The organism is Acidobacteriota bacterium, from assembly GCA_012517875.1.
Classification (GTDB): Bacteria; Acidobacteriota; JAAYUB01; order JAAYUB01; family JAAYUB01; genus JAAYUB01.
Window position 1 is genome coordinate 1 of the sequence record JAAYUB010000093.1, and the last position, 17932, is coordinate 17932.

At 62.2% G+C, this 17932-nt stretch carries 18 protein-coding genes; 6 read left to right on the forward strand and 12 right to left on the reverse strand.

Annotated elements, in window-relative coordinates; all coding sequences use genetic code 11:
• The 7 genes from nuoB to GX414_09775 form a co-directional block, all read right to left on the reverse strand.
• Positions 1-381: NADH-quinone oxidoreductase subunit NuoB (nuoB, locus tag GX414_09745; protein ID NLI47377.1), on the reverse strand; the 381-nt coding region annotated here is incomplete at its 3' end.
• 21 nt (positions 382-402) lie between these two features.
• Positions 403-735, reverse strand: coding sequence for a hypothetical protein (locus tag GX414_09750; protein NLI47378.1), 333 nt, complete (start codon positions 733-735; stop codon positions 403-405).
• Positions 736-739: 4 nt separating this feature from the next.
• Positions 740-1048 carry an NADH-quinone oxidoreductase subunit K gene (locus tag GX414_09755; protein ID NLI47379.1) on the reverse strand — a complete coding sequence of 103 codons (309 nt, stop codon included), beginning with the start codon at positions 1046-1048 and terminating at the stop codon, positions 740-742.
• Entirely contained in the window at positions 1041-1535 is a 495-nt protein-coding gene (locus GX414_09760) for a hypothetical protein (protein NLI47380.1), read from the reverse strand. The genes GX414_09755 and GX414_09760 overlap by 8 nt, the downstream gene beginning before the upstream one ends.
• Before the next feature lies 1 nt (position 1536).
• Positions 1537-2976, reverse strand: a complete 1440-nt coding sequence (locus GX414_09765; protein ID NLI47381.1) for an NADH/ubiquinone/plastoquinone (complex I) — start codon at positions 2974-2976, stop codon at positions 1537-1539.
• A gap of 37 nt (positions 2977-3013) precedes the next feature.
• On the reverse strand, positions 3014-4831 hold the full coding sequence (locus tag GX414_09770; protein NLI47382.1) for a hypothetical protein: 1818 nt from the start codon (positions 4829-4831) through the stop codon (positions 3014-3016).
• A gap of 3 nt (positions 4832-4834) precedes the next feature.
• A complete protein-coding gene (locus tag GX414_09775) occupies positions 4835-6286 on the reverse strand; it encodes an NADH-quinone oxidoreductase subunit L (protein NLI47383.1) in 1452 nt (483 codons plus the stop codon).
• 234 nt (positions 6287-6520) lie between these two features.
• Here GX414_09775 and GX414_09780 point away from each other — a divergent pair, with 234 nt between their 5' ends.
• Positions 6521-8326, forward strand: a complete 1806-nt coding sequence (locus GX414_09780) for a hypothetical protein (protein NLI47384.1) — start codon at positions 6521-6523, stop codon at positions 8324-8326.
• 71 nt (positions 8327-8397) lie between these two features.
• On the opposite strand, the gene GX414_09785 is transcribed toward GX414_09780, so the two are convergent.
• The 5 genes from GX414_09785 to GX414_09805 all read right to left on the reverse strand — a co-directional run bounded on the left by GX414_09785 (position 8398) and on the right by GX414_09805 (position 14920).
• Positions 8398-9429 carry a helix-turn-helix transcriptional regulator gene (locus GX414_09785; protein NLI47385.1) on the reverse strand — a complete coding sequence of 344 codons (1032 nt, stop codon included), beginning with the start codon at positions 9427-9429 and terminating at the stop codon, positions 8398-8400.
• The gene (locus GX414_09790) at positions 9410-10000 is read right to left on the reverse strand and encodes a hypothetical protein (protein ID NLI47386.1); all 591 of its coding nucleotides are present in this window, start codon (positions 9998-10000) and stop codon (positions 9410-9412) included. The genes GX414_09785 and GX414_09790 overlap by 20 nt, the downstream gene beginning before the upstream one ends.
• Before the next feature lie 995 nt (positions 10001-10995).
• Positions 10996-11706 carry an SMI1/KNR4 family protein gene (locus GX414_09795; GenBank protein NLI47387.1) on the reverse strand — a complete coding sequence of 237 codons (711 nt, stop codon included), beginning with the start codon at positions 11704-11706 and terminating at the stop codon, positions 10996-10998.
• A 15-nt stretch (positions 11707-11721) separates the two neighbouring features.
• Entirely contained in the window at positions 11722-12009 is a 288-nt protein-coding gene (locus GX414_09800) for a hypothetical protein (GenBank protein NLI47388.1), read from the reverse strand.
• 226 nt (positions 12010-12235) lie between these two features.
• Positions 12236-14920, reverse strand: coding sequence for an RHS repeat-associated core domain-containing protein (locus GX414_09805; GenBank protein NLI47389.1), 2685 nt, complete (start codon positions 14918-14920; stop codon positions 12236-12238).
• A 40-nt stretch (positions 14921-14960) separates the two neighbouring features.
• Between GX414_09805 and GX414_09810 the strand changes: the two genes are divergently transcribed.
• The 5 genes from GX414_09810 to GX414_09830 all read left to right on the forward strand — a co-directional run.
• Positions 14961-15305: a hypothetical protein gene (locus GX414_09810; protein ID NLI47390.1), complete on the forward strand. Its 345-nt coding sequence runs from the start codon at positions 14961-14963 to the stop codon at positions 15303-15305.
• Between the two features lie 229 nt (positions 15306-15534).
• Positions 15535-15951, forward strand: a complete 417-nt coding sequence (locus tag GX414_09815) for a hypothetical protein (protein ID NLI47391.1) — start codon at positions 15535-15537, stop codon at positions 15949-15951.
• Between the two features lie 90 nt (positions 15952-16041).
• Positions 16042-16362, forward strand: coding sequence for a TusE/DsrC/DsvC family sulfur relay protein (locus tag GX414_09820; GenBank protein NLI47392.1), 321 nt, complete (start codon positions 16042-16044; stop codon positions 16360-16362).
• A complete protein-coding gene (locus tag GX414_09825) occupies positions 16349-17011 on the forward strand; it encodes a hypothetical protein (protein NLI47393.1) in 663 nt (220 codons plus the stop codon). The genes GX414_09820 and GX414_09825 overlap by 14 nt, the downstream gene beginning before the upstream one ends.
• On the forward strand, positions 17008-17932 hold a 925-nt coding region (locus GX414_09830; protein ID NLI47394.1), incomplete at its 3' end, for a (Fe-S)-binding protein. The genes GX414_09825 and GX414_09830, both read left to right, overlap by 4 nt.

Consider the following 17932-nt stretch of genomic DNA (forward strand, 5'->3'; position numbering starts at 1 on the left):
CGCTTCCGGCTTGACCGGGCAACCCGGAACATAGGCGGCGACCGGCACTACAGAATCTATACCGCCCATTACATTATAACATCCCCGGAACGCACCGCCACTGCATGCGCAAGCACCCACCGCGACGACAAACTTGGGATCCGGCATCTGCTCGTAGATCCGCTTCAGCCGCGGGGCGATCTGCTTGGAGACCGGGTCGCTGCAGATCAGCACATCCGCGTGGCGGGGGGAGGCCTTGAGCATGACGCCGAACCGCTCCAGGTCGTAATGGGGCATCAGCGACGCCAGAATCTCGATGTCGCAGGCGTTGCACGCCCCGGAGTTGAAATGCAGGATCCACGGGGACTTGACCCGGGCCCACTTCACCAGTTTCTTGAACACGACAGCACTCCTTGCAGAAGTCTAATCAAAATCCACGAACAGAATGGATACCGACAGCGCGATCACCGCCAGGTACCCCAACGCCCGGTATGCCATCACGCCGCCCGGCACCGTGGCGATGGTCAGCACGGCCACGTGCATGACAGTAAAGAAAATGGCCGCGATGAAGAAGCGGCGGTACGCGAAGGTGAATTTATCGGGGTGGAAATTCTCACCGCAGGCGTAGGTCTCGGCCTTGCCCGGCACCGGATTCGGCCGGGCGCCAATCATCCGGCCCAGCAGGTACAGCAGGGCGCTGAGCCCCAGGAAGATGAAAAACGCGACCGGTGGAGAGAGCAGAATGTTCAGATTCATGGCACTACCCCTTCAGCTTTGACAGATTGCGGATGTCGAGGGAGTTGTAAATCCGCTGGGCGACGAAGGTGATCGCCAGCACCACCGCTGCCAGGATGGTCTCGACGATGATGAAGGTCACGATCAGGGATTGGATGTACTCCACGCTGCCCCGAAAGACGCCCGCGGCCAGCAGGACCAGCGTGACGCCCTTGGCCATGACCTCAACGCCGAGGATGACCCGGAGCAAGTTGCGATAGGCGAACATCAGGTAGACGCCCACCATGAACAGCAGCAGGCCGCTGAGCAGCAGCAGGATGGTCTCCTCAGTCATGTTTCCTCCTCTCGGACAACGCCCGCATGATGGTTAGGATGCCGAACACGCCGACGAGAATCAGGCTCACCTGGCCAACGATATCGGTCATGCGCTGTCCCCAGAACGCGTTCTGAAAGGTCAGGCCGGGAGCCGCCGGAAAGCCAGCGCCCACGAGGGTTGAGCCCGCCAGCCACTTCACCAGGAAAAAGTCCAGGCCCAGGAAAAGCACCAGAATGAAGGGGAGGAAGTAGGCCGGCAGCCGGGATTCGTTCGCCTGGTCCGAGTCCTTCGTCATGCTCACCGTGGAGACGAACAGCACCGTGATCAGTCCGGCGCAGACGCTGAGCTCGAACACCGCCGCGATGTTGGCTCCGTACTGGAACAGCACCACGGACAGCATCACGCTCGCGAGCGCCAGCGAAACGGCCGCGTACAGCAGATCCCGGAAGAAGCAGACCAGGATGGCAAAGATGACCAGCAAGACGAGTGAAGCGTAGAGCAGCATGTCATTTCCCTCCCAGCAGAATGGCAGCCGCGGGTTCCACCAGGTACCGCAACACCTCGTTGAAAAAGATGCCCACCAGCAGGCACTGCGCCGCCAGGAAGATCATCGCCAGCGACATGGTCAGCGGCACTTCTTTGAGATCCCGCCACTTCAGGTTGAGCTTGCCGAAGAAGACCCGTCGCTGCATGAGCAGGAAATAGCCCAGGGTGAAGACGCTCAGGAAAATGGCCAGCACCGCTACGACGTACTGCTTGGCGGCCAGCGCGCCCAGGATGATGAACAGCTTGCTCCAGAACCCGTTGAACGGCGGCACTCCGGCGATCGACAGCGTTCCGAAGATGCTGGTGATCCCGGTGACGCGCATCCGGTGTTCCAAGCCGCCCATCTCGTTCATGTCGCGGGTGTGGGTCCGGTACTGCAGGGCGCCGCTGTTCAAGAACAGCAGGGACTTGAACAAGGCGTGGTTGAGCACGTGGAACAGCGCCCCGATCAGGCCCAGCGGGTTGCCCAGGCCCAGACCGATGAGGATGTAGCCGATCTGGCTGATGCTGGAGTAGGCGAACATCCGCTTGATGTCGCTCTGGAAATAGGCGATCAGCGCGCCGCCGATCATCGAGGCGACACCCAGGATCAGGAACACATTCAAGACCCGGGCCGGCGACGGGTAGATGTCGAAGAAGAGCCGGGTCAGGGCATAGACGCCGGCCACCTTGATCACCACGCCGCTCAGCATCGCCGAGATGGGCGCCGGCGCCGACGGGTGGGCGTCGGGCAGCCAGGCGTGGAACGGCATGATCGCCGCCTTCAGCCCGAAGCCGGCGATGAACAGCGCGGCAGCCAGCAGGAAGACGGTGTTGGGCCCGCTCCCCGCGACCAGCAGCAGCTTGAGTTCGACGAACTCCAGCGTGCCCAGGTTCAGGTACATGATCCCCAGGCCGACGAGGATCAGGCCCGTGGCCACCACCGACAGCAGCAAGTACTTGAGCGCCGACTCGATGCCGTCCCACTTCAGGCCGAACGCCACCAGGACGTAGGAGGCGATGGAGACGATCTCCAGGTACACGTACAGGCTGAACAGGTCGCGCACCAGCAGCACGCCGTTCAGGCCGAGCACCATCAGCAGCAGCAGCGCGTAGAATTTGCCCCGGCCGTCGTAGTGGTTCATGTAGTCGATGGAGTAGAGAATGCAGAAGAACGCGACCACGTTGACCACCACGAGAAACAGCAGGCTCAGGCCGTCTACGGAGAACTGCGTGTTCAGCGCCCGTAGCGTCAGGGTCTCCCCGTGCAGCGGGATGAACCGCAGGCACAGGCCGACGAGACCGAGGCCGGCCAGCGCGGCCAGAGCGTCCGCGGCACGCCGGTGCAGCCGGGATACCCACGGCATCAGGATGACGGCGGCCAGCGGCAGCAGCAGCATCAATCCGATATTGGTAATCATATGCTACCTCAGAGGCGTTACGTTCCCGTCGATGGGCTTACACAAAAATCAGGGCGGCCACGATCGCCAACCCCACGATCACCCAGCCCAGGTAGGTGCTGTAGGTGCCGTCGTGCGGGGCGCTGAGCAGGGCGCCGGAAAAGGCGCGGCCGATCCGGATGATCCAGTCGGCAACCTCGTCGATGAGCCGCTCGAACCGACGGAAGACCAACTCGGCGATCCAGTTGACCACCTTCACGCCGATCTCGTAACCGTCGAACTTCTTCTGGCGGGCCAGCTCCAGCGTACGGCCCAGCACCGGTGACTGCCGAAGCGAGGCGAAGGTCGCCGCGGGCTCCGCGGCGCGCGCGCGCGCGGCGAAGAACAGCAGGGCGCCGAACAGGTAGATGGAGTAGGAGGCCACCGTCAGCGGGGAGAGGTGCCACACGGCGGCGATCCAGCCGGCGTGCTCGACGGGGAGCACGGCCCCGAACACCGGCGCGGCCAGCGTGAAGATCCAGCCCGTCAGCACCGCGCCGATCCCCAGCACCAGCACGGGCGCTGTCAGGGTGGCCGCGGCGGGGACCGGCCGGTCCTCGCCGCGTCCCCACAACACGGCGATGACCTTGCAGAACACCGCCATGTTCAGGATGGCTCCGATCCACAGCGCGAGGAACACCAGGTAGTGGCCGCGCTCCACCACCCCTTCGAAGATCAGATCCTTGGCGATGAAACCGCCGGTGGGCGGCAGCGAGACGGCGGCGGTGAACGCCAGCAGGAAGCCCAGACCCGACAACGGCAGCAGCCGGGCGATTCCCTGCAGCGCCGACAGGCGGGCGCCGCCGGTGTGCGCCTCGAACTGGCCCACGGCGAAGAACATGCAGGACTTGTAGGTGGCGTGGGTGAGCATGTACAGCAGGGCGCCGGCCATGCCGGCGACTTCCGACGTGGCCAGCCCGACGACCATGAAGCCGACGGGGGAGATCGCCGTCAGTGCGAGCACCTTGCGCAGGTTCTCCTCCACCAGCGCCGGCACGATGGACACGAACACCGTGATCAGGCCGAACGCGTACATCACGATCCGGGCCGCCTCGTTCAGCGCGAACATCTGATAGCTCACGATGAAGAGGAAATAGATTCCCAGCACCTTTTCCAGCGAGGCCGGCAGGGCCGCGAAACCGGCGGCGGGCATCACTTCGGCTGCATCGGGGATCCAGGTATGGAACGGGAACATTCCCGCCTTGGCGCCGGCGCCCAGGAACAGCAGCAGGAAGGATAGGAACGATGCGGTGCTCTGCGCCACCGGCAGGTGGGCGTCCATGGCCGTGCCGCCGGATACGGCGAAGTAGAGCATCAGCCCGAGGATCATCAGGAAGTCGCTGCTCCCGCCGATCACCAGGGCCTTCATAGCCACGCCCTCGGCCCCGTCGCCGGAGCTGTGGATCACCGCGTAGAGCGCCACCAGGAAGACCTCCCAGGCGATGAGCAGGAACAGCAGGTTGTCGGTCAGGATGACGCCGCACGCGGCAGCGAAGGCGACCAGGACGAAGGCGAGGAACAGCAGCGGCTTGGCCACCCGGCGGATCGCCTCCAGGCAATACACTGCGGTCATCAACTGGAACGCGAACACGAAGAAGAGGAGGAACGCCTTCCAGCCCGTCAGGCTGAACTCCAGCCGGAACAGCTCCATCCAGGGGATGGCGAACTGGACCGCCGGTCCGCCGGCGACCAGCAGGAACGCCGCGGCGGAGACCACTACGGCCAACAGGGCGAGCCAGGCGATCGCGGTGCTCCGCTTGCGGAAGATGGGAAGGATCAGCCCGGCGCAGACGAGGGGCACGATGATGGGCAGCAGTAACAGGACGTCAGCGTTCATGGCTTACCTCCACAGGAAGGTGAACACCTGGACCAGGCGTTCCCCATCGGCCACGCGGGCCAGTTCGAACGGCAGATGCATCAGGGCCCCCACGATGACGGTGAGCACCGCCAGCACGGCCACCACGCCCACCATGACGGGCGACCCCTCGTGGTGGGACTCGCCGCGCGGCGCGCCCATGAAGATCACGTGGAAGCTCTTGAGCATGTACAGCAGGGTGACCACCGCAGTCAGGATCGCCAGGCCGGCGATGTAGGTGTGTCCGCCTTCGACCAGGCCGGAGATGACGAAGTACTTGGAGAAGAACCCGGCCATGGGCGGAATACCGGCGATGCTCAGGGCGCAGACGATGTAGCAGAAGGCCGTGATGGGCATCTTCTGGATGAGCCCGCCCATCTTGGTCATGTCCTTGGTGTGGGTGCCGTGCTCGATGATGCCGGCGCAGAGGAAGAGGCCGCCCTTGGCGAGGCCGTGGGCCAGAATGTACAACAGGGCGCCGATGTACCCGAAATGGGTGAACGCGGCCAGCCCCAGGAACGTGTAGCCGATCTGGCTCACCGTGGAGTAGGCCAGCATGCGCTTGATGTTGGTTTCGCGCAGCGCCGCACAGGCCGAGACGAACGCACTGACCAGGGCGGCGATGAGGATGCCCGTCTCCCAGGCCGGCGGGATCACCATGCCGTTGGCGAACATGCGAGCAAAGCCGTACAGGCCGATCTTGACGAGGATGGCGGCGTGCAGCAGCGAGGTGATGGTGGAGGGCGCCACGCCGGCATCGGGCAGCCACGTGTGCAGCGGCACCGTGGCGCTCTTGGAGAACACGCCGAGCAGAATGAGGAGCAGGGCGACGGGTCCGATCTCCTGGCCGCGCAGCTCGGCGAGTTCGAACGTGCCGTACTGGGCGAACACCAAGGCGAACCCCAGCAGCATGAACACCGCGCCGCCGAAGGTCACCAGGAACGCCTTGTCGGCTTTCCAGATGTAGTCGGGCTCCCGGAAGTAGCCGATCAACCGCCAGCAGGCCAGTGCCGAGATCTCCCAGAACAAGTACAGGAACAAGAGGTTGGAGGAGAACACCAGCCCCATCATCGCGCCCAGGAAGAGGGTCACCACGAAGTAGTACTCCGGCTCGTCCTCGCCGTGCTCGATGTAGCCCAGCGAGTAGATGGCGATGAGCGTGGCGATCAGGGAGGCGGTGAACGCCATGAAGGCGGCGAGCGCGTCAAATGTGAGGCTGAAGCTGGCCCATTCGTACAGCGGCTTGCTCCAGTGGGTGGTGATTCCGCCCAGAGCCGGGCCGAGAAGCGTCCATGACAGGACGTGGGCGGCGCCGATGAGCGCCACGCAGACGTAACCCGTCACCTTCGGCAGCTTGAACCAGCCCAGCAGCGGGATCAGCAGCGACCCGAGCAGCGGGACGCCGATGACCAACAGTACAGTCGTCTGCATATCCATATACTACTGCTCCGAGCGAGTATTCCAAAATGCTGCTTGGTACCGAACTTCTGTAAAACAGAAGCGGTATTTTAACAAAATTACACAGAAGGTACAATCATAAAACTTTAATGGAAACAGAAACCCGGTGCGCCTCATCCGGGGCATGTCTCAAGCGGTCGGCGACTTGATTTTTGGACGGGATTGCCGGATGATGGCATGCCGTGACACACTGACATCTGTTCGGAGACCGCGATGGCTCGTATCCGCTCGACGGTGGTGATGGGCTGGTTACTCCTGGCGGTGATGACTGCAACGGCCGCCTGTCCCGGTCCGGTACCCGCCGCCACCTGGAGCCACTTCCCTGATGTGCTCGACCTGAGTCAGACGCCGTGCTGCGCCGATGAACCCGCGCCCGGCTGCCTGTTTGATTGCGGAGCCTGGCACGGCTACGCCATCCCGGCGGATGGAACCGCCGTCGGATTCGCCGGTCCGTATCTCACGGAACCGGGCCGGTGGCTCAGCCGCTCGATCGCCCGGTTCGCGCCGGTGGACGCAACCACCGGCTCCCCGCTGCTGCCCCCGCAACCGGCGGTGATGACCCGCACGGTCTACCCGGGACTGCTGCGGCTGTCGACGGAAACGGACCGCACAACGGTTAGGCTGGAACTGTTTTTCGCTTCGGCGGCGACGGCTCTGGTGCGGGCAGAAGTGACCAACCGGTCGGCGTCACCGCTGGCCGTCATCTGGCGGTGGGAAGGTGGAATCCTCGATGCGGCCGCCCGGCTGGAGACGGGCGACGCTGGCATCCGCGCGGTCCGGGACGCCTACGCCGGGGCGCTGCACGTGGTACTGCCGGACGCGACGGCGTGGCGCGTCACCGGCGGCGGTTCCACCGGCTACCGTGCCGACTTCCCAGCTCCCACGGTGATCGCGCCCGGCGGCACCGCCGCCACCGCACTCGCCTTGGTTCTGGTGTGGCCGCCGTCCGGCGGAGATCCCGAGCTCGCCGCGGCCGACGCGGCGCTGGCCGACACCGGCGCCGCATTCGCCTGCAACCGGGAACGCTGGCAGGGCTATCTGGACCGGGCGCTCGGCGGCGATGCCCCGCTCCTCGGCCGCGACTCCGCCCGCCGCCTGGCGGTCAAGGCGGTGATGACGCTGGTGAACAACTGGCGCGCTCCGGCGGGCGCCCTGCGCCACGACGGCGTCATCCCTTCCGGCGCGGTGGGGTATTTCAACGGATTCTGGGCGTGGGACTCGTGGAAGCACGCCGCCGCGCTGGTCGAATTTGCTCCGGAGCTGGCCCGCTCGCAGATTCGGGCCATGCTGGAGCGGCAGAACGAGGCGGGCATGGTGGCCGACTGCGTGTTCGCCGACAGCTCCCAGGACAACTGGCTCAACACCAAGCCGCCGCTCGCCGCCTGGGCCGTGGCCGCGGTGTACGCCGCCACCGGCGACCGGGAGTTCGTGCGCGAGGTGTATCCGCGGCTCTGGCGATACCACCGTTGGTGGTACGCGCAACGGGACCGCGATCGCGACGGACTGTGCGAGTACGGCTCCACCTGCGACGACCTGACCGCCGCCAAATGGGAGAGCGGCATGGACAACGCCGCCCGCTTCGACGACGCACGGGTCGTCGCCCACGGTCCCGGCGCCTGGACGCTGGACCAGGCGTCGGCGGATCTGAATGCCTACCTGTACGCCGAGAAGCGCTGCCTGGCCCGGCTGGCCCGGCTCATCGGGCGGCGGGGCGACGCCGATCGGCTGGCGGGGGAAGCCGGCCGGCTCCGGCGGCTCATCCGCAGCCGGATGTTCGACGAGGCAGCCGGGCTGTTCGCCGACATCCGCCTCGCGGACGGGGCGTTCGTCCGGGCGTCGGGCCCGGAGACCTGCCCCGGCATCTTTTCGACCCATCACCCGGCCTTTCCCAGCAGTACCAGATCATGCCGGGGCGTCCGTAAAATCGGCTGTTTCCAGGATTTATCCCTGTGTCGCCAAGATTGGCAGAACACCACTCCGAACTGGACAAATCGGGGCTTCAGTGTGACGCCAGCGTGACAAATCACCCCGGTTGAATCGCCAGAAAAACCGCATCGGATGGCTGACTCTGTCTGATCAGAATCTGCACTTTACTCAGCGGAGAAATGGTTCATCCACTCCGTCAGGCGCTCGATGGCAGCGGTCAGGAAGGCGTCACCGGGAACGTCAAACAACTTCCGAAAATCAGCCGATAAAAAATCGCCGCCCACCATCACCGCCGCTTCTTGCATCACGGATCTCAATTCGGAGGCTTGCAGATAGTCCGATACGCCGCGCCAATCCTGGCCAAACAGGAAACGCCACAATCGTTGCTGGAAAGGAAACACCTCCGCCCAGCTCACCCAGCTGGACGGCTCCACTTGCAAAAATGCCCGCCAACGCTCCGGATCCAGCCGGTACCGGCGCTGGTTGCCTTGGCGGAAGCTGTGCACAGTGCCGGACCGCTCCAGCTCCTGGCAGGCCCGGAACAGGCTGGGTTGGGAGTAGTGCACCGCACGGGACAGTTCCGGCGGATGGGCTGAATCGTGGGTCAACAGGTAGATGATCACATCGGCCCGAGCGTTGAGACCAAACATGTAGCGCAATTTCAACCAATTGGCGCCAGTGGTGACCGCCGGACTCCCGCCGCTCCAATCCCGACGATGCACCGGACTGCGAAGCCAGCCGGCCCGCCGGAACTCAGGATCCGTCTCGCCCAGGTTGGGCAAAGATTGTCCGTGCAGATCCAGAAAGAAGGCGGTCCGTTTCCGGGAGGGGGACGCGCCGGACAGGCGTTTCCAGCGGATATCCCGGGTGGCTTTCCAGAGCCAGGCGGCCGGCGCTGCCAGTAGAGAGCGATCCAGATCAGGTTGTCGCTGGAGCAAGTTCCCCAGGCGTTGCATGTTGATCCATTCCCCCTGGGTCGCCAGCCAGGACAGCACTTCATCGTAGAGGCGCGGTTCCATCCGCCCCAACTCCAGACTGGCCAACAGCAGCGCCTCCGGATCGACCACGGCAGCCGGGCGGCTGGTCTTGACGTCGGTGCCGTTGGGGGCGGCAAACACCCCCAGCGCGGCCCACTGCTTCCATAGCAGGTTCAGCAGGCGTTGGGTAAAATCCTCCCTAAAGACTCGCAATGACATCTTCGTGCCCCAGTGCCCGAATACAGGCCTCCAGGCTGTCCCGGAATGGTTCGGACACATCGTGCTGCATGGCCCACCGAGCGGCCATTTGGATTTCTTCACGTGTCGGGTGGAGCGCCAGCAGATCGGCATAATGCCGATCCTGAGGGCCTCGGTCGACGGCCTCATAGAGTTTCAAGTGGATCTGGTCAAGCCGGTCGATGAAATGGACCGTCAAGGAAGCGCCATACATCCGGGTGCGCCATCGTTTGGCTAAACCATCCGGCAATCCTCCATCCACCAGACGGGTCGGGCCCGGATTGAGCCATTGGGACGGCAATTGAAAATCGGCCGCAACCCGGCTGGCCGCCGCTGCCAGAGCCTCCGGGAACGGGTCTGCTCCGACAATGGCGCCCTCTACGACCAGCGCCAGGACATCCACATACCGGGTGGTGCGAAGGACCAGGCCCAAAGCACCCAAAGCAGCCCCGCCACAGACCACCAATGCGAGCGGTTCCGTGCGCAGCCTGGTTAATTGTTCCCCCAGGGCTCCCATCAGTAGGTCAAGATTTTGAGGTTCTATGTCTCTCATGATTTAAATTATAACTATAGATACAATAGTTTCAAGTTAATTATTCATTCTCCTTTTGATTTTCACCCGGCTTGTAGCAGATCCCATCTTGGGGGTGATGAAATAGCATGCCGGGTAAACTCGAACCTGCACCCCTCAACTGGGAAGGCCGTCCCCTAGTGCTTTCCGATCTCTCAACCAGACATTCCCGTCAATGCCGGATCGCGCCCGAGATGTCCGAACAATCGGTTGTATCCGAGATTATTCCTGTGTCGAACGGTGGCCCCGAGAAGTTCACCGCGCCCAGAGCGCCGAAAGAGGAATGCCCCAGAGCTTGTCGCTGGAAGAAATAATCCGGTCTCCGAGATAGCACACCACCCCGGTGTGAGATTGGGAGCCGACTTGATCTCGCAGCGCGCGAAGGGCCGCAAAGTCAACTGGCGTCATGGTGATTTTTTGCCCGGTTGCCGGTGAATTTGCAAGAATCATCTTTCACTGGAAGTCGAGGCGGACTTCTCATCTTGGATCACTGTACTTCCATTTTCTGTCCGGCACGCCGGGGAAATGGGTGATGTTTTGACACAAAACTGGATCTGTTTTCGGGGCAAAAATTCTGTGGCAAAACACAAACAAAGCACTGATATAAAAGTCTTTATCCGGATTGTGACAAGGCCAGGCCCTTAGGCTTCTGGAGGAACCGCCGCGGCTCCGCCACCCGGTGGGACAACATTCCGCCAAGGGGTACTGGAACGTTTTTGACAATTTACTCAACATCTTGAGTAATTTTACTCAGGATTTTAAGCCCCGTTGAGAGGCCAGTCCTGCTGACCGAGGAACTGGTTCTGACCGACTTTGATAAATCTCATTCCCTCGTACACCCGATGCGCGGTAGATTGTTTGACTGATTTTCCAATTTGATTCATCCATCATGATTTCACAATATCCCAGCGAATCCATATTTGTCGTAGGAATCGAGACAGCTCCCGACACCAATTCGTCCTGGGTGTCGATGAAGATCAAAAGGCGATTCTCCCCTTATGGATCCGGATCACAAAGACCGAGAAGTTATCAGCGATGACAACATTGTCCGTACCAGGACCGATTGCGACAACGGGGGATTCACCATCGGCCCGGCGCCGGGTCGTGTCGATGTAATAGACATGATCCTCGCCATCACCCAACACGGCGATCAGACTGGGAGGAAGCTGATGATGGGAAGCCCGGCGCAGGCGGAGAGTCTGGCTCACCACATGATTCCATTGAGGAGGTTCATCCTCGCCACCCTGTTCAAACAATCCCGCCAACTCAAATCCTTCACCAAGCGCAGCCCCAAATTTCATCAAGAACCGCCGATAGCTGGGTGGAAATACGACACCCAGCGATTTCTCGGCCTCCCAGATAACGGATTCCGGGGCAGGGCCGGCATGCAGTCGTTTCGCGATAAGTTCTTCCAATCCCATAAGCTTAAAGGGCTCGATGCTGTTCCCTTCAGAATCAACGTAATCTCCTTGGCCATAATCTTTTGATTGTGCCACTTGAAGAATTTCCCAGGGGATGACGACGCCGTTTATTTCCAGGGAATCTGTCTCCTCATCGATATAACCAACAGCTTCAGCTTTTCCAGCATCATCCAAAACCTGGATTTCAATCCTCTGCCTCCGTTCGGGCTGTTCATGTGAGCGAAGCTTTCTGATGAAATACCACTCTCTTTCCCGACTACTGCCCATACAATCATGCCACTCTCAGCTTTCTCCAAACATTGCGTTCAGATCGTAAGATATTCCAGCGACGCAAACTCCGTCACATCGTGTAATCAGCCTCAATATTTTTTTGTGCAAACTTTGCGCTTCTTCTGCATTGTTGAAACGAACAGAGACCGACATCTCAACTGTTTCAAAGGTATGATCGGAGGGTAGGTCAACACGAGTTACCCCCGGTAATTCATTGATTGTAGAGATCAACTGTTCGTAAACTCTGGACTGTTCTGGAATTTTGACGCTGATATTGATTTTGAATACAGTTTCTTTCATCTTCATCTCCTTGTTGGATTCGTGGCACCCGGGACATATTTCTCCCCCGCTGAATTCTTCCCCTCAAGGTAGTCTTCTTTTCCCCGCCAATAGCCTTCAGAATATCTGATTTCATAGTTTGGAAACTTTTCCTGAAAGTACTTCTGATATTCTCGCCCTTTTCTAATGTGAGCTGGATCATACTTGGAAGTCCAATCGTGAATTTCAATGACCTTCCTCTCGTGATTCACGAGTACCAAATCCGGCTGAACCCCTTTTGCGAGCCTACGATTAACCGATTCCACCTGCCATTCATCGACTTGCTGCCCCTCAAATTTACGCCAAAATTCTCTGAATCTGCGGTCGTAAGCCCGCCCAGTTTTCTCGCCCATTCTCCAGAATTGTGCATACCCGCTTCTGCTGTTGACCGAGCTTGGTTTTGTACCGTCCTTCCAGCTTGACCTGAAGATGTTGCTTGTTCTGCGAGGTGTGACTCCCGTTTTTCCCCGAGTACACCCTTCGGCACTTCGGCATTTAGTCGTTCTCTCACTACGCGACCGCTGGATTCCACCACGATCCGGGCTTGGTGAGTGACCGTCACGATGATGCCAGCCTTGGTGACGTTGATCCACCCTCGGTTGGCCAAGCCCTGGACAAACTCATTGCGTTCGTCGTCCTGCAAATTGTCCCAGCGGATCAGGGTCTCGCGATAGGTGGGCAATTGTTCCTTGATCCGATCGCCAATCTGTTCCGGAAGCAGGATGGTGCCGGTCACGAGACCATCGATGAAGCTTCCGGGATTCTGTGCGCCGGTTTCCAGTTCGGCGAGCAACTCCTCGACGGCGGTCTTGTACACCTCAGAGCTGAAAATGGCTCGTCCGGCGGCGGCCGGCAGGCGTTTCGCCGCATCACCGGCAGCGGATGGGTTTTTCAGGTCCGCCAGCCGCTCGAATGTCCTGCTCGCCTGCAATTTTCGCTGGAGGATCTCTTCCGCGGACAGATTTTGGTATCCAGTCAAGTCGACGTATCGAAGAGGATTGGAGTAGGCATATAGGAACCGGTGGAGGCTGGGCGGAGTGGCGGCATCACCGAGGTAGGGATCCTCGGACAGGAAGCGGCCGATCTCGGGATCGTAGAAGCGCGCCTTGAAGTAGTACAGACCGGTGGCGGGATCGAACTCGTGGCCGGTGTAAGTGAGGCGGTTGGAATCCGCGGGGCTCGAGGCTGGGGACTCGGGGCTCGGGGAGAAAGCGCCCTGGATGTAGGCCAGGTAGGTGGCCCAGCAGTAAAGGCCGTTCTCGTCCAGGTCGGGATCGATGACCAGGGTATCGGCGGCGGCCCGCAGTCCGGGTTCGCCGGACCCGGAACCCGTTCTGAAAGCCATTTGTCCCGGGGCTGGCAGACCCGGACTACCTGCCAATGGACCCGGAGTACTTGCCGTCAGACCAGGAGTGCCCGCTGGCACGTCCAGCTCGCGGTAGTTGCCCCAGGCGTCATAGAGGTACGCCTCGGCGACGGCGCCGTCGGCGGCGGTCAGGTTGACGGTGGAGCCGAGGGCGTCGAGGTGGTAGAAGAGCAGACCGGTGACGGGAGAAGCAGAACGAACGTCGAACGTCGAACGTTGAACGCCGAACGCGGAACGGGAGACGGGAGACGGGAAACGGGAGGAAGGAAGGGACAGCGAAGAGGAAGGCGGCGGGAATGTAGAGGCAGTTTCCGCCGGATGAGACGAGCGGTTGTAGAACTGATCCTCTTCCGTGATCATCCGGGCGTCCGACGAGCCGGGGAGGAGTTGCCCGCGCGGCCTCGTGGAAGGAACTCGAGTGGGGAAGACACTCCCACTCGGAGCAAGAGTGCCTGCTGCGGTCGACGGCTGGCTGGCGGAGGATGGCTCGAAGCCGGTCGCCGGTCGCCCGTCACCGGGCGCCTTCCCGGCTTCCGGCGGGGCGTACAGTTCCACCGCCAGAAGCTCGTTGCCGTACAGGTACTGGCGGGACTTGTAGGGAGTGCGCCCATCCGGACTGAAGCCGTATTCGGCCAGGACCGCCTCCTCGTCGTAGACGTAGAGGCGGGTCTCTGTCGGCATGGGGTCGCCGCCCAGAGCCATGAAGCGGCTGTCGGCGGCGATGCGGCGGCCGCGGTAGTCGTAGCGAAACTCGGCCAGGAGCTCTTCGGTCGTCCCCCCGTCGGGTGTGAGCGTGAGCTGCCGCACCCGGCGCAGCCTAGCGGCGGCGTCCCAGTCGAAGACCAGGCGGGACTGCTCCGTGCCGGGGACGATCCCGCCGTCGGGGCCGATGACGCCGGTGATCCGGGCCACCGTGTTGCCGGCGGCGTCGTAGAGGTAGCGGGTGCCGCGCTCCGGCGCCAGTGCATCCGTCACCGCCTCCAGGCGGTGGAAGCGGCTGTAGCGGAAGCACCGGTCCTTCACGAGGCGCAAGACGGTTCCGTCCGGCGCATGCTCCCGGGCGACTTCCCGCAGGCGGTTGCCGACCAGGTCATAGGTGTATTCCACACGCCGGTAGGGGGCGCCGGCATCCGCCGGATGGTACTCAACCCAGACCAGGCGGTCGAGCCGGTCGTAGCCGTACCGGGTGATAGACGGAACGGCGGCCCACATCGGGTCGGTGGCGCGCCGGGCGGGGGTGGCGTTCCACTCCCGCATCTCGGTGCGGTTGCCGTTGGGATCGTAGTCGTACTCGTAGCGGCTGACCAGTTCTCCCGTTGCGGTGCGGCACTCCAGGCTGCGCAACCAGGCGTTGTCGTAGTATTCGTAGCGGGAAACGACACCGTTGGCGTACGTCAGGGTCTTGGTCAGTCCGTCCGGGTAGTACTCGTACTGAGCAATGGAGTCAGTAAAGTCTCCCTGGGGCCATGCGGCCAGCCACCCGGCAGACAGGAATAGGAGCCAGATGAGAAATCGCACTCTCCCCATGAATCTTCCGACTATGGTGAATCAATGGGCGGAAAATAACATGAAAGTAATCTTGCGCCAAGCGGATTTTGGTCTAGACGCAGATTCGGTTGTGGAGAAACCGGGCGATGGAGACCAGGAAGGGATTCTTGAACCAGGGATTGCATTTGGCAATCCTCTCCCAATTCAGTTGCTCCTCCGCTTATTTACCTATGCAACCAAGTTAACGAATGGACAGGTTGAGGCCGAGAATCCTCGCCGTCCTGCGACACCTGGGCCACAGAACGAGCAGGTCGTTGCGCATTTTCGGAAAATGAAACGAATCACTGGGGGGACGCTGATTGCAAGATTGGTACGTCCGGTGCGAATACAACGTGCGCCCCGGATTCCGAAGGCGGGTATGTAAGATCATGACCTGGCGGTACTGGGCAATCTCACTTCGAAACAAGACAAATCACGAACCAAGCCATTTTGAAATTTTTCTGGCATTGCTGGTATAGGCTATCTACTGCCAAGTACCGAGCCGTTTGGAAGCTCACCGCGCGGTGTCACCAGTGTGACACGAGGGTTTCTATATTCAGCACGGGTTTTGCGTAAACCCTTGATAAATCTGGTGCGCCTGGCACGAATCGAACGTGCGCCCCCCGGTTCCGGAGGCCTGGATCCCCCTGTGGGCCGGCGTCGCCACCCGGCGCCAAGCCGAGCGGGTTCGCGACGCGCTGATGGACCCGACCCGGTTCCGCACCCATCTTCCCTTCCCCACGCTGTCCGCCGACCATCCCGCCGCGGCCCTGGACGGCTACTGGCGGGGGCCCGTCTGGCTGGATCAGGCCTTCTTCGGGCTGGCCGGCCTGCGCCGCTGCGGCTTCCAACAGGAAGCGGATGCGCTGGCCGAACAGCTCCTGGCCACCCTGCAGGGCGCTGCCGACTCCCCCGCGCCGCTGCGCGAAAACTACGATCCCGTCACCGGGCGCGGACTGCGGGCGTCCCATTTCAGTTGGACCGCCGCCCACCTGCTCCTGATCCTGAAGGACCGGCTCCTGCTTCCGTAAAGAACCGCTTGCATCCAAACGTTGACTGTTTTAGTATTGCAATTTTAACAGAGATAAAGCTTTACACATTGACTACACAGGAGACCTGTTATGGGCGTAATCGAAGTGAACGGCAAACAGCACGAGCTCAACGAAGAAGGCTTCATGGTGAATCCCATGGACTGGAATCGCGACATTGCCGTTGCGCTGGCCCGGCAGGAAGAAGGTCTGCAGGAGCTTTCCCCTGAGCACTGGGCGGTGATCGAGTTCATTCGGGCATACTTCATGGAAAAGCAGCTGGCACCCATGGTCCGGGCGATCTGCAAGACCACCGGCTTCCCGCTGCGCCGGATCTACGAGATGTTCCCGTCGGGTCCGGCCAAGGGCGCGTGCAAGCTGGCGGGGCTCCCGAAGCCCGATGGCTGCGTGTGAACCGCCGATGGCCGGGCTCGATCCGCTCCGTCTGGCCGTGCTGGCCGCCGCCGCGTGGTGCCTGACGGCGCTGGTGTTCCAGACCGTCCGCGCGTACCGGTTCGGCAGCCATGAGCTCCATTCGGCGGCGGCGGGTGTTTCTCTGAAGGGCATCGCCTACGCTTTCGGGCCCGGCATGATGCCGTGGGGCAAGGAGAGCGCCGCCCGGCATCTGCCCACCTACCTGACCGGAATCGGGTATCACGGCGCGGTGTTCGCCGCCCTGGGTTATCTCGTCACCGTGATGAGCCACATCGCTCTGCCCGCAGAATGGAGGATTCCGCTCACCGTCGTCTTCGCGGCGGGCGCCATCGGCGGGATCGGCCTGCTGGCTAAGCGCGCGGTCAAGCCGGTGCTCCGCAGCATCAGTTGCCCGGACGACTTCGCCGCCAACGTGCTGGTGGACCTGCTGCTGGCGGCAGCCATCGCCAGCTTGTGGATTCCGGCCGCGGACGCCGTCCTTCTGGCGACGGCCACCTTGCTCTTCCTATATATACCGTTGGGAAAAATTCGCCATTGCTTCTTCTTCTTCTACAGCCGGATCCTGTTCGGCATCTTTTTCGGCCGGCGGGGCGTGCTGCCGCCGCGGCCGCGGGAGTCGCAGCCATGACCGCCGAGCCCACCAAAGACATCCTGGAAGAGCGTCTCGGGCGACTCACCCCCGCCGACATCCAGAAAGCCGTCGAGACCTTTCGCGCCGCGCTGGGGCACCAGGGCGCCGCCGACCTGAACGCCTGCGTCCACTGCGGGCTGTGCGCCGATACCTGCCACTACGCGCTCACTTCGGACCAGCCGGAGAATCCGCCGGCCTACAAGGTCAACCTGGTAATGGCCGTGTTCAAGCGCTATTTCACCCGGCTGGGCCGGATCGTCCCCGGCTGGGTGGGCGCCCGGGAGCTGGACGAGACGCTCACGCGCGAATGGGTGGACGTGCTGTTCGGCCGCTGTTCGCTCTGCGGCCGCTGCAACCTGAACTGCTCGGTGGGGCTCAACATCACCGCACTGATCACCGCGGCCCGGGCCGCGCTCACCGCCATCGGGCTCATCCCGCCCGAGCTGCAGTCCACCATCACCACCGCGTACACCACCGGCAACAACATGGGCATCGCCCAGGACGACTGGGTGGAAACGGTGCAGTGGCTGGAAGAGGAGCTGCGGGCCGAGACCGGCGACCCGACCGCCCGGATGCCCCTCGACCTCCGTGGCGCGCGGATGCTCTACACCGTCAACCCGCGCGAGCCGAAATTCTTTCCCCTGTCGCTGCTGGCCGCCGGCAAAGTGTTTTACGCGGCCGGCGAGAGCTGGACGCTGGCCACCGACCACTACGACGTGACCAACTACGGCCTCTACAGCGGCGAGGCGCCCGTGGCCGGCGAGCTGTCGGACCGGCTGGTGCGGACCGTGGAACGTCTCGGCTGCCAGGAGCTGATTCTGGGCGAGTGCGGCCACGGCTTCAATGCCAACCGCTGGGAGGCGCCCGAGTGGCTGTCGAAGCGCTACCCGTTCCGGGTGCGGAGCGTGCTGGAGCTGA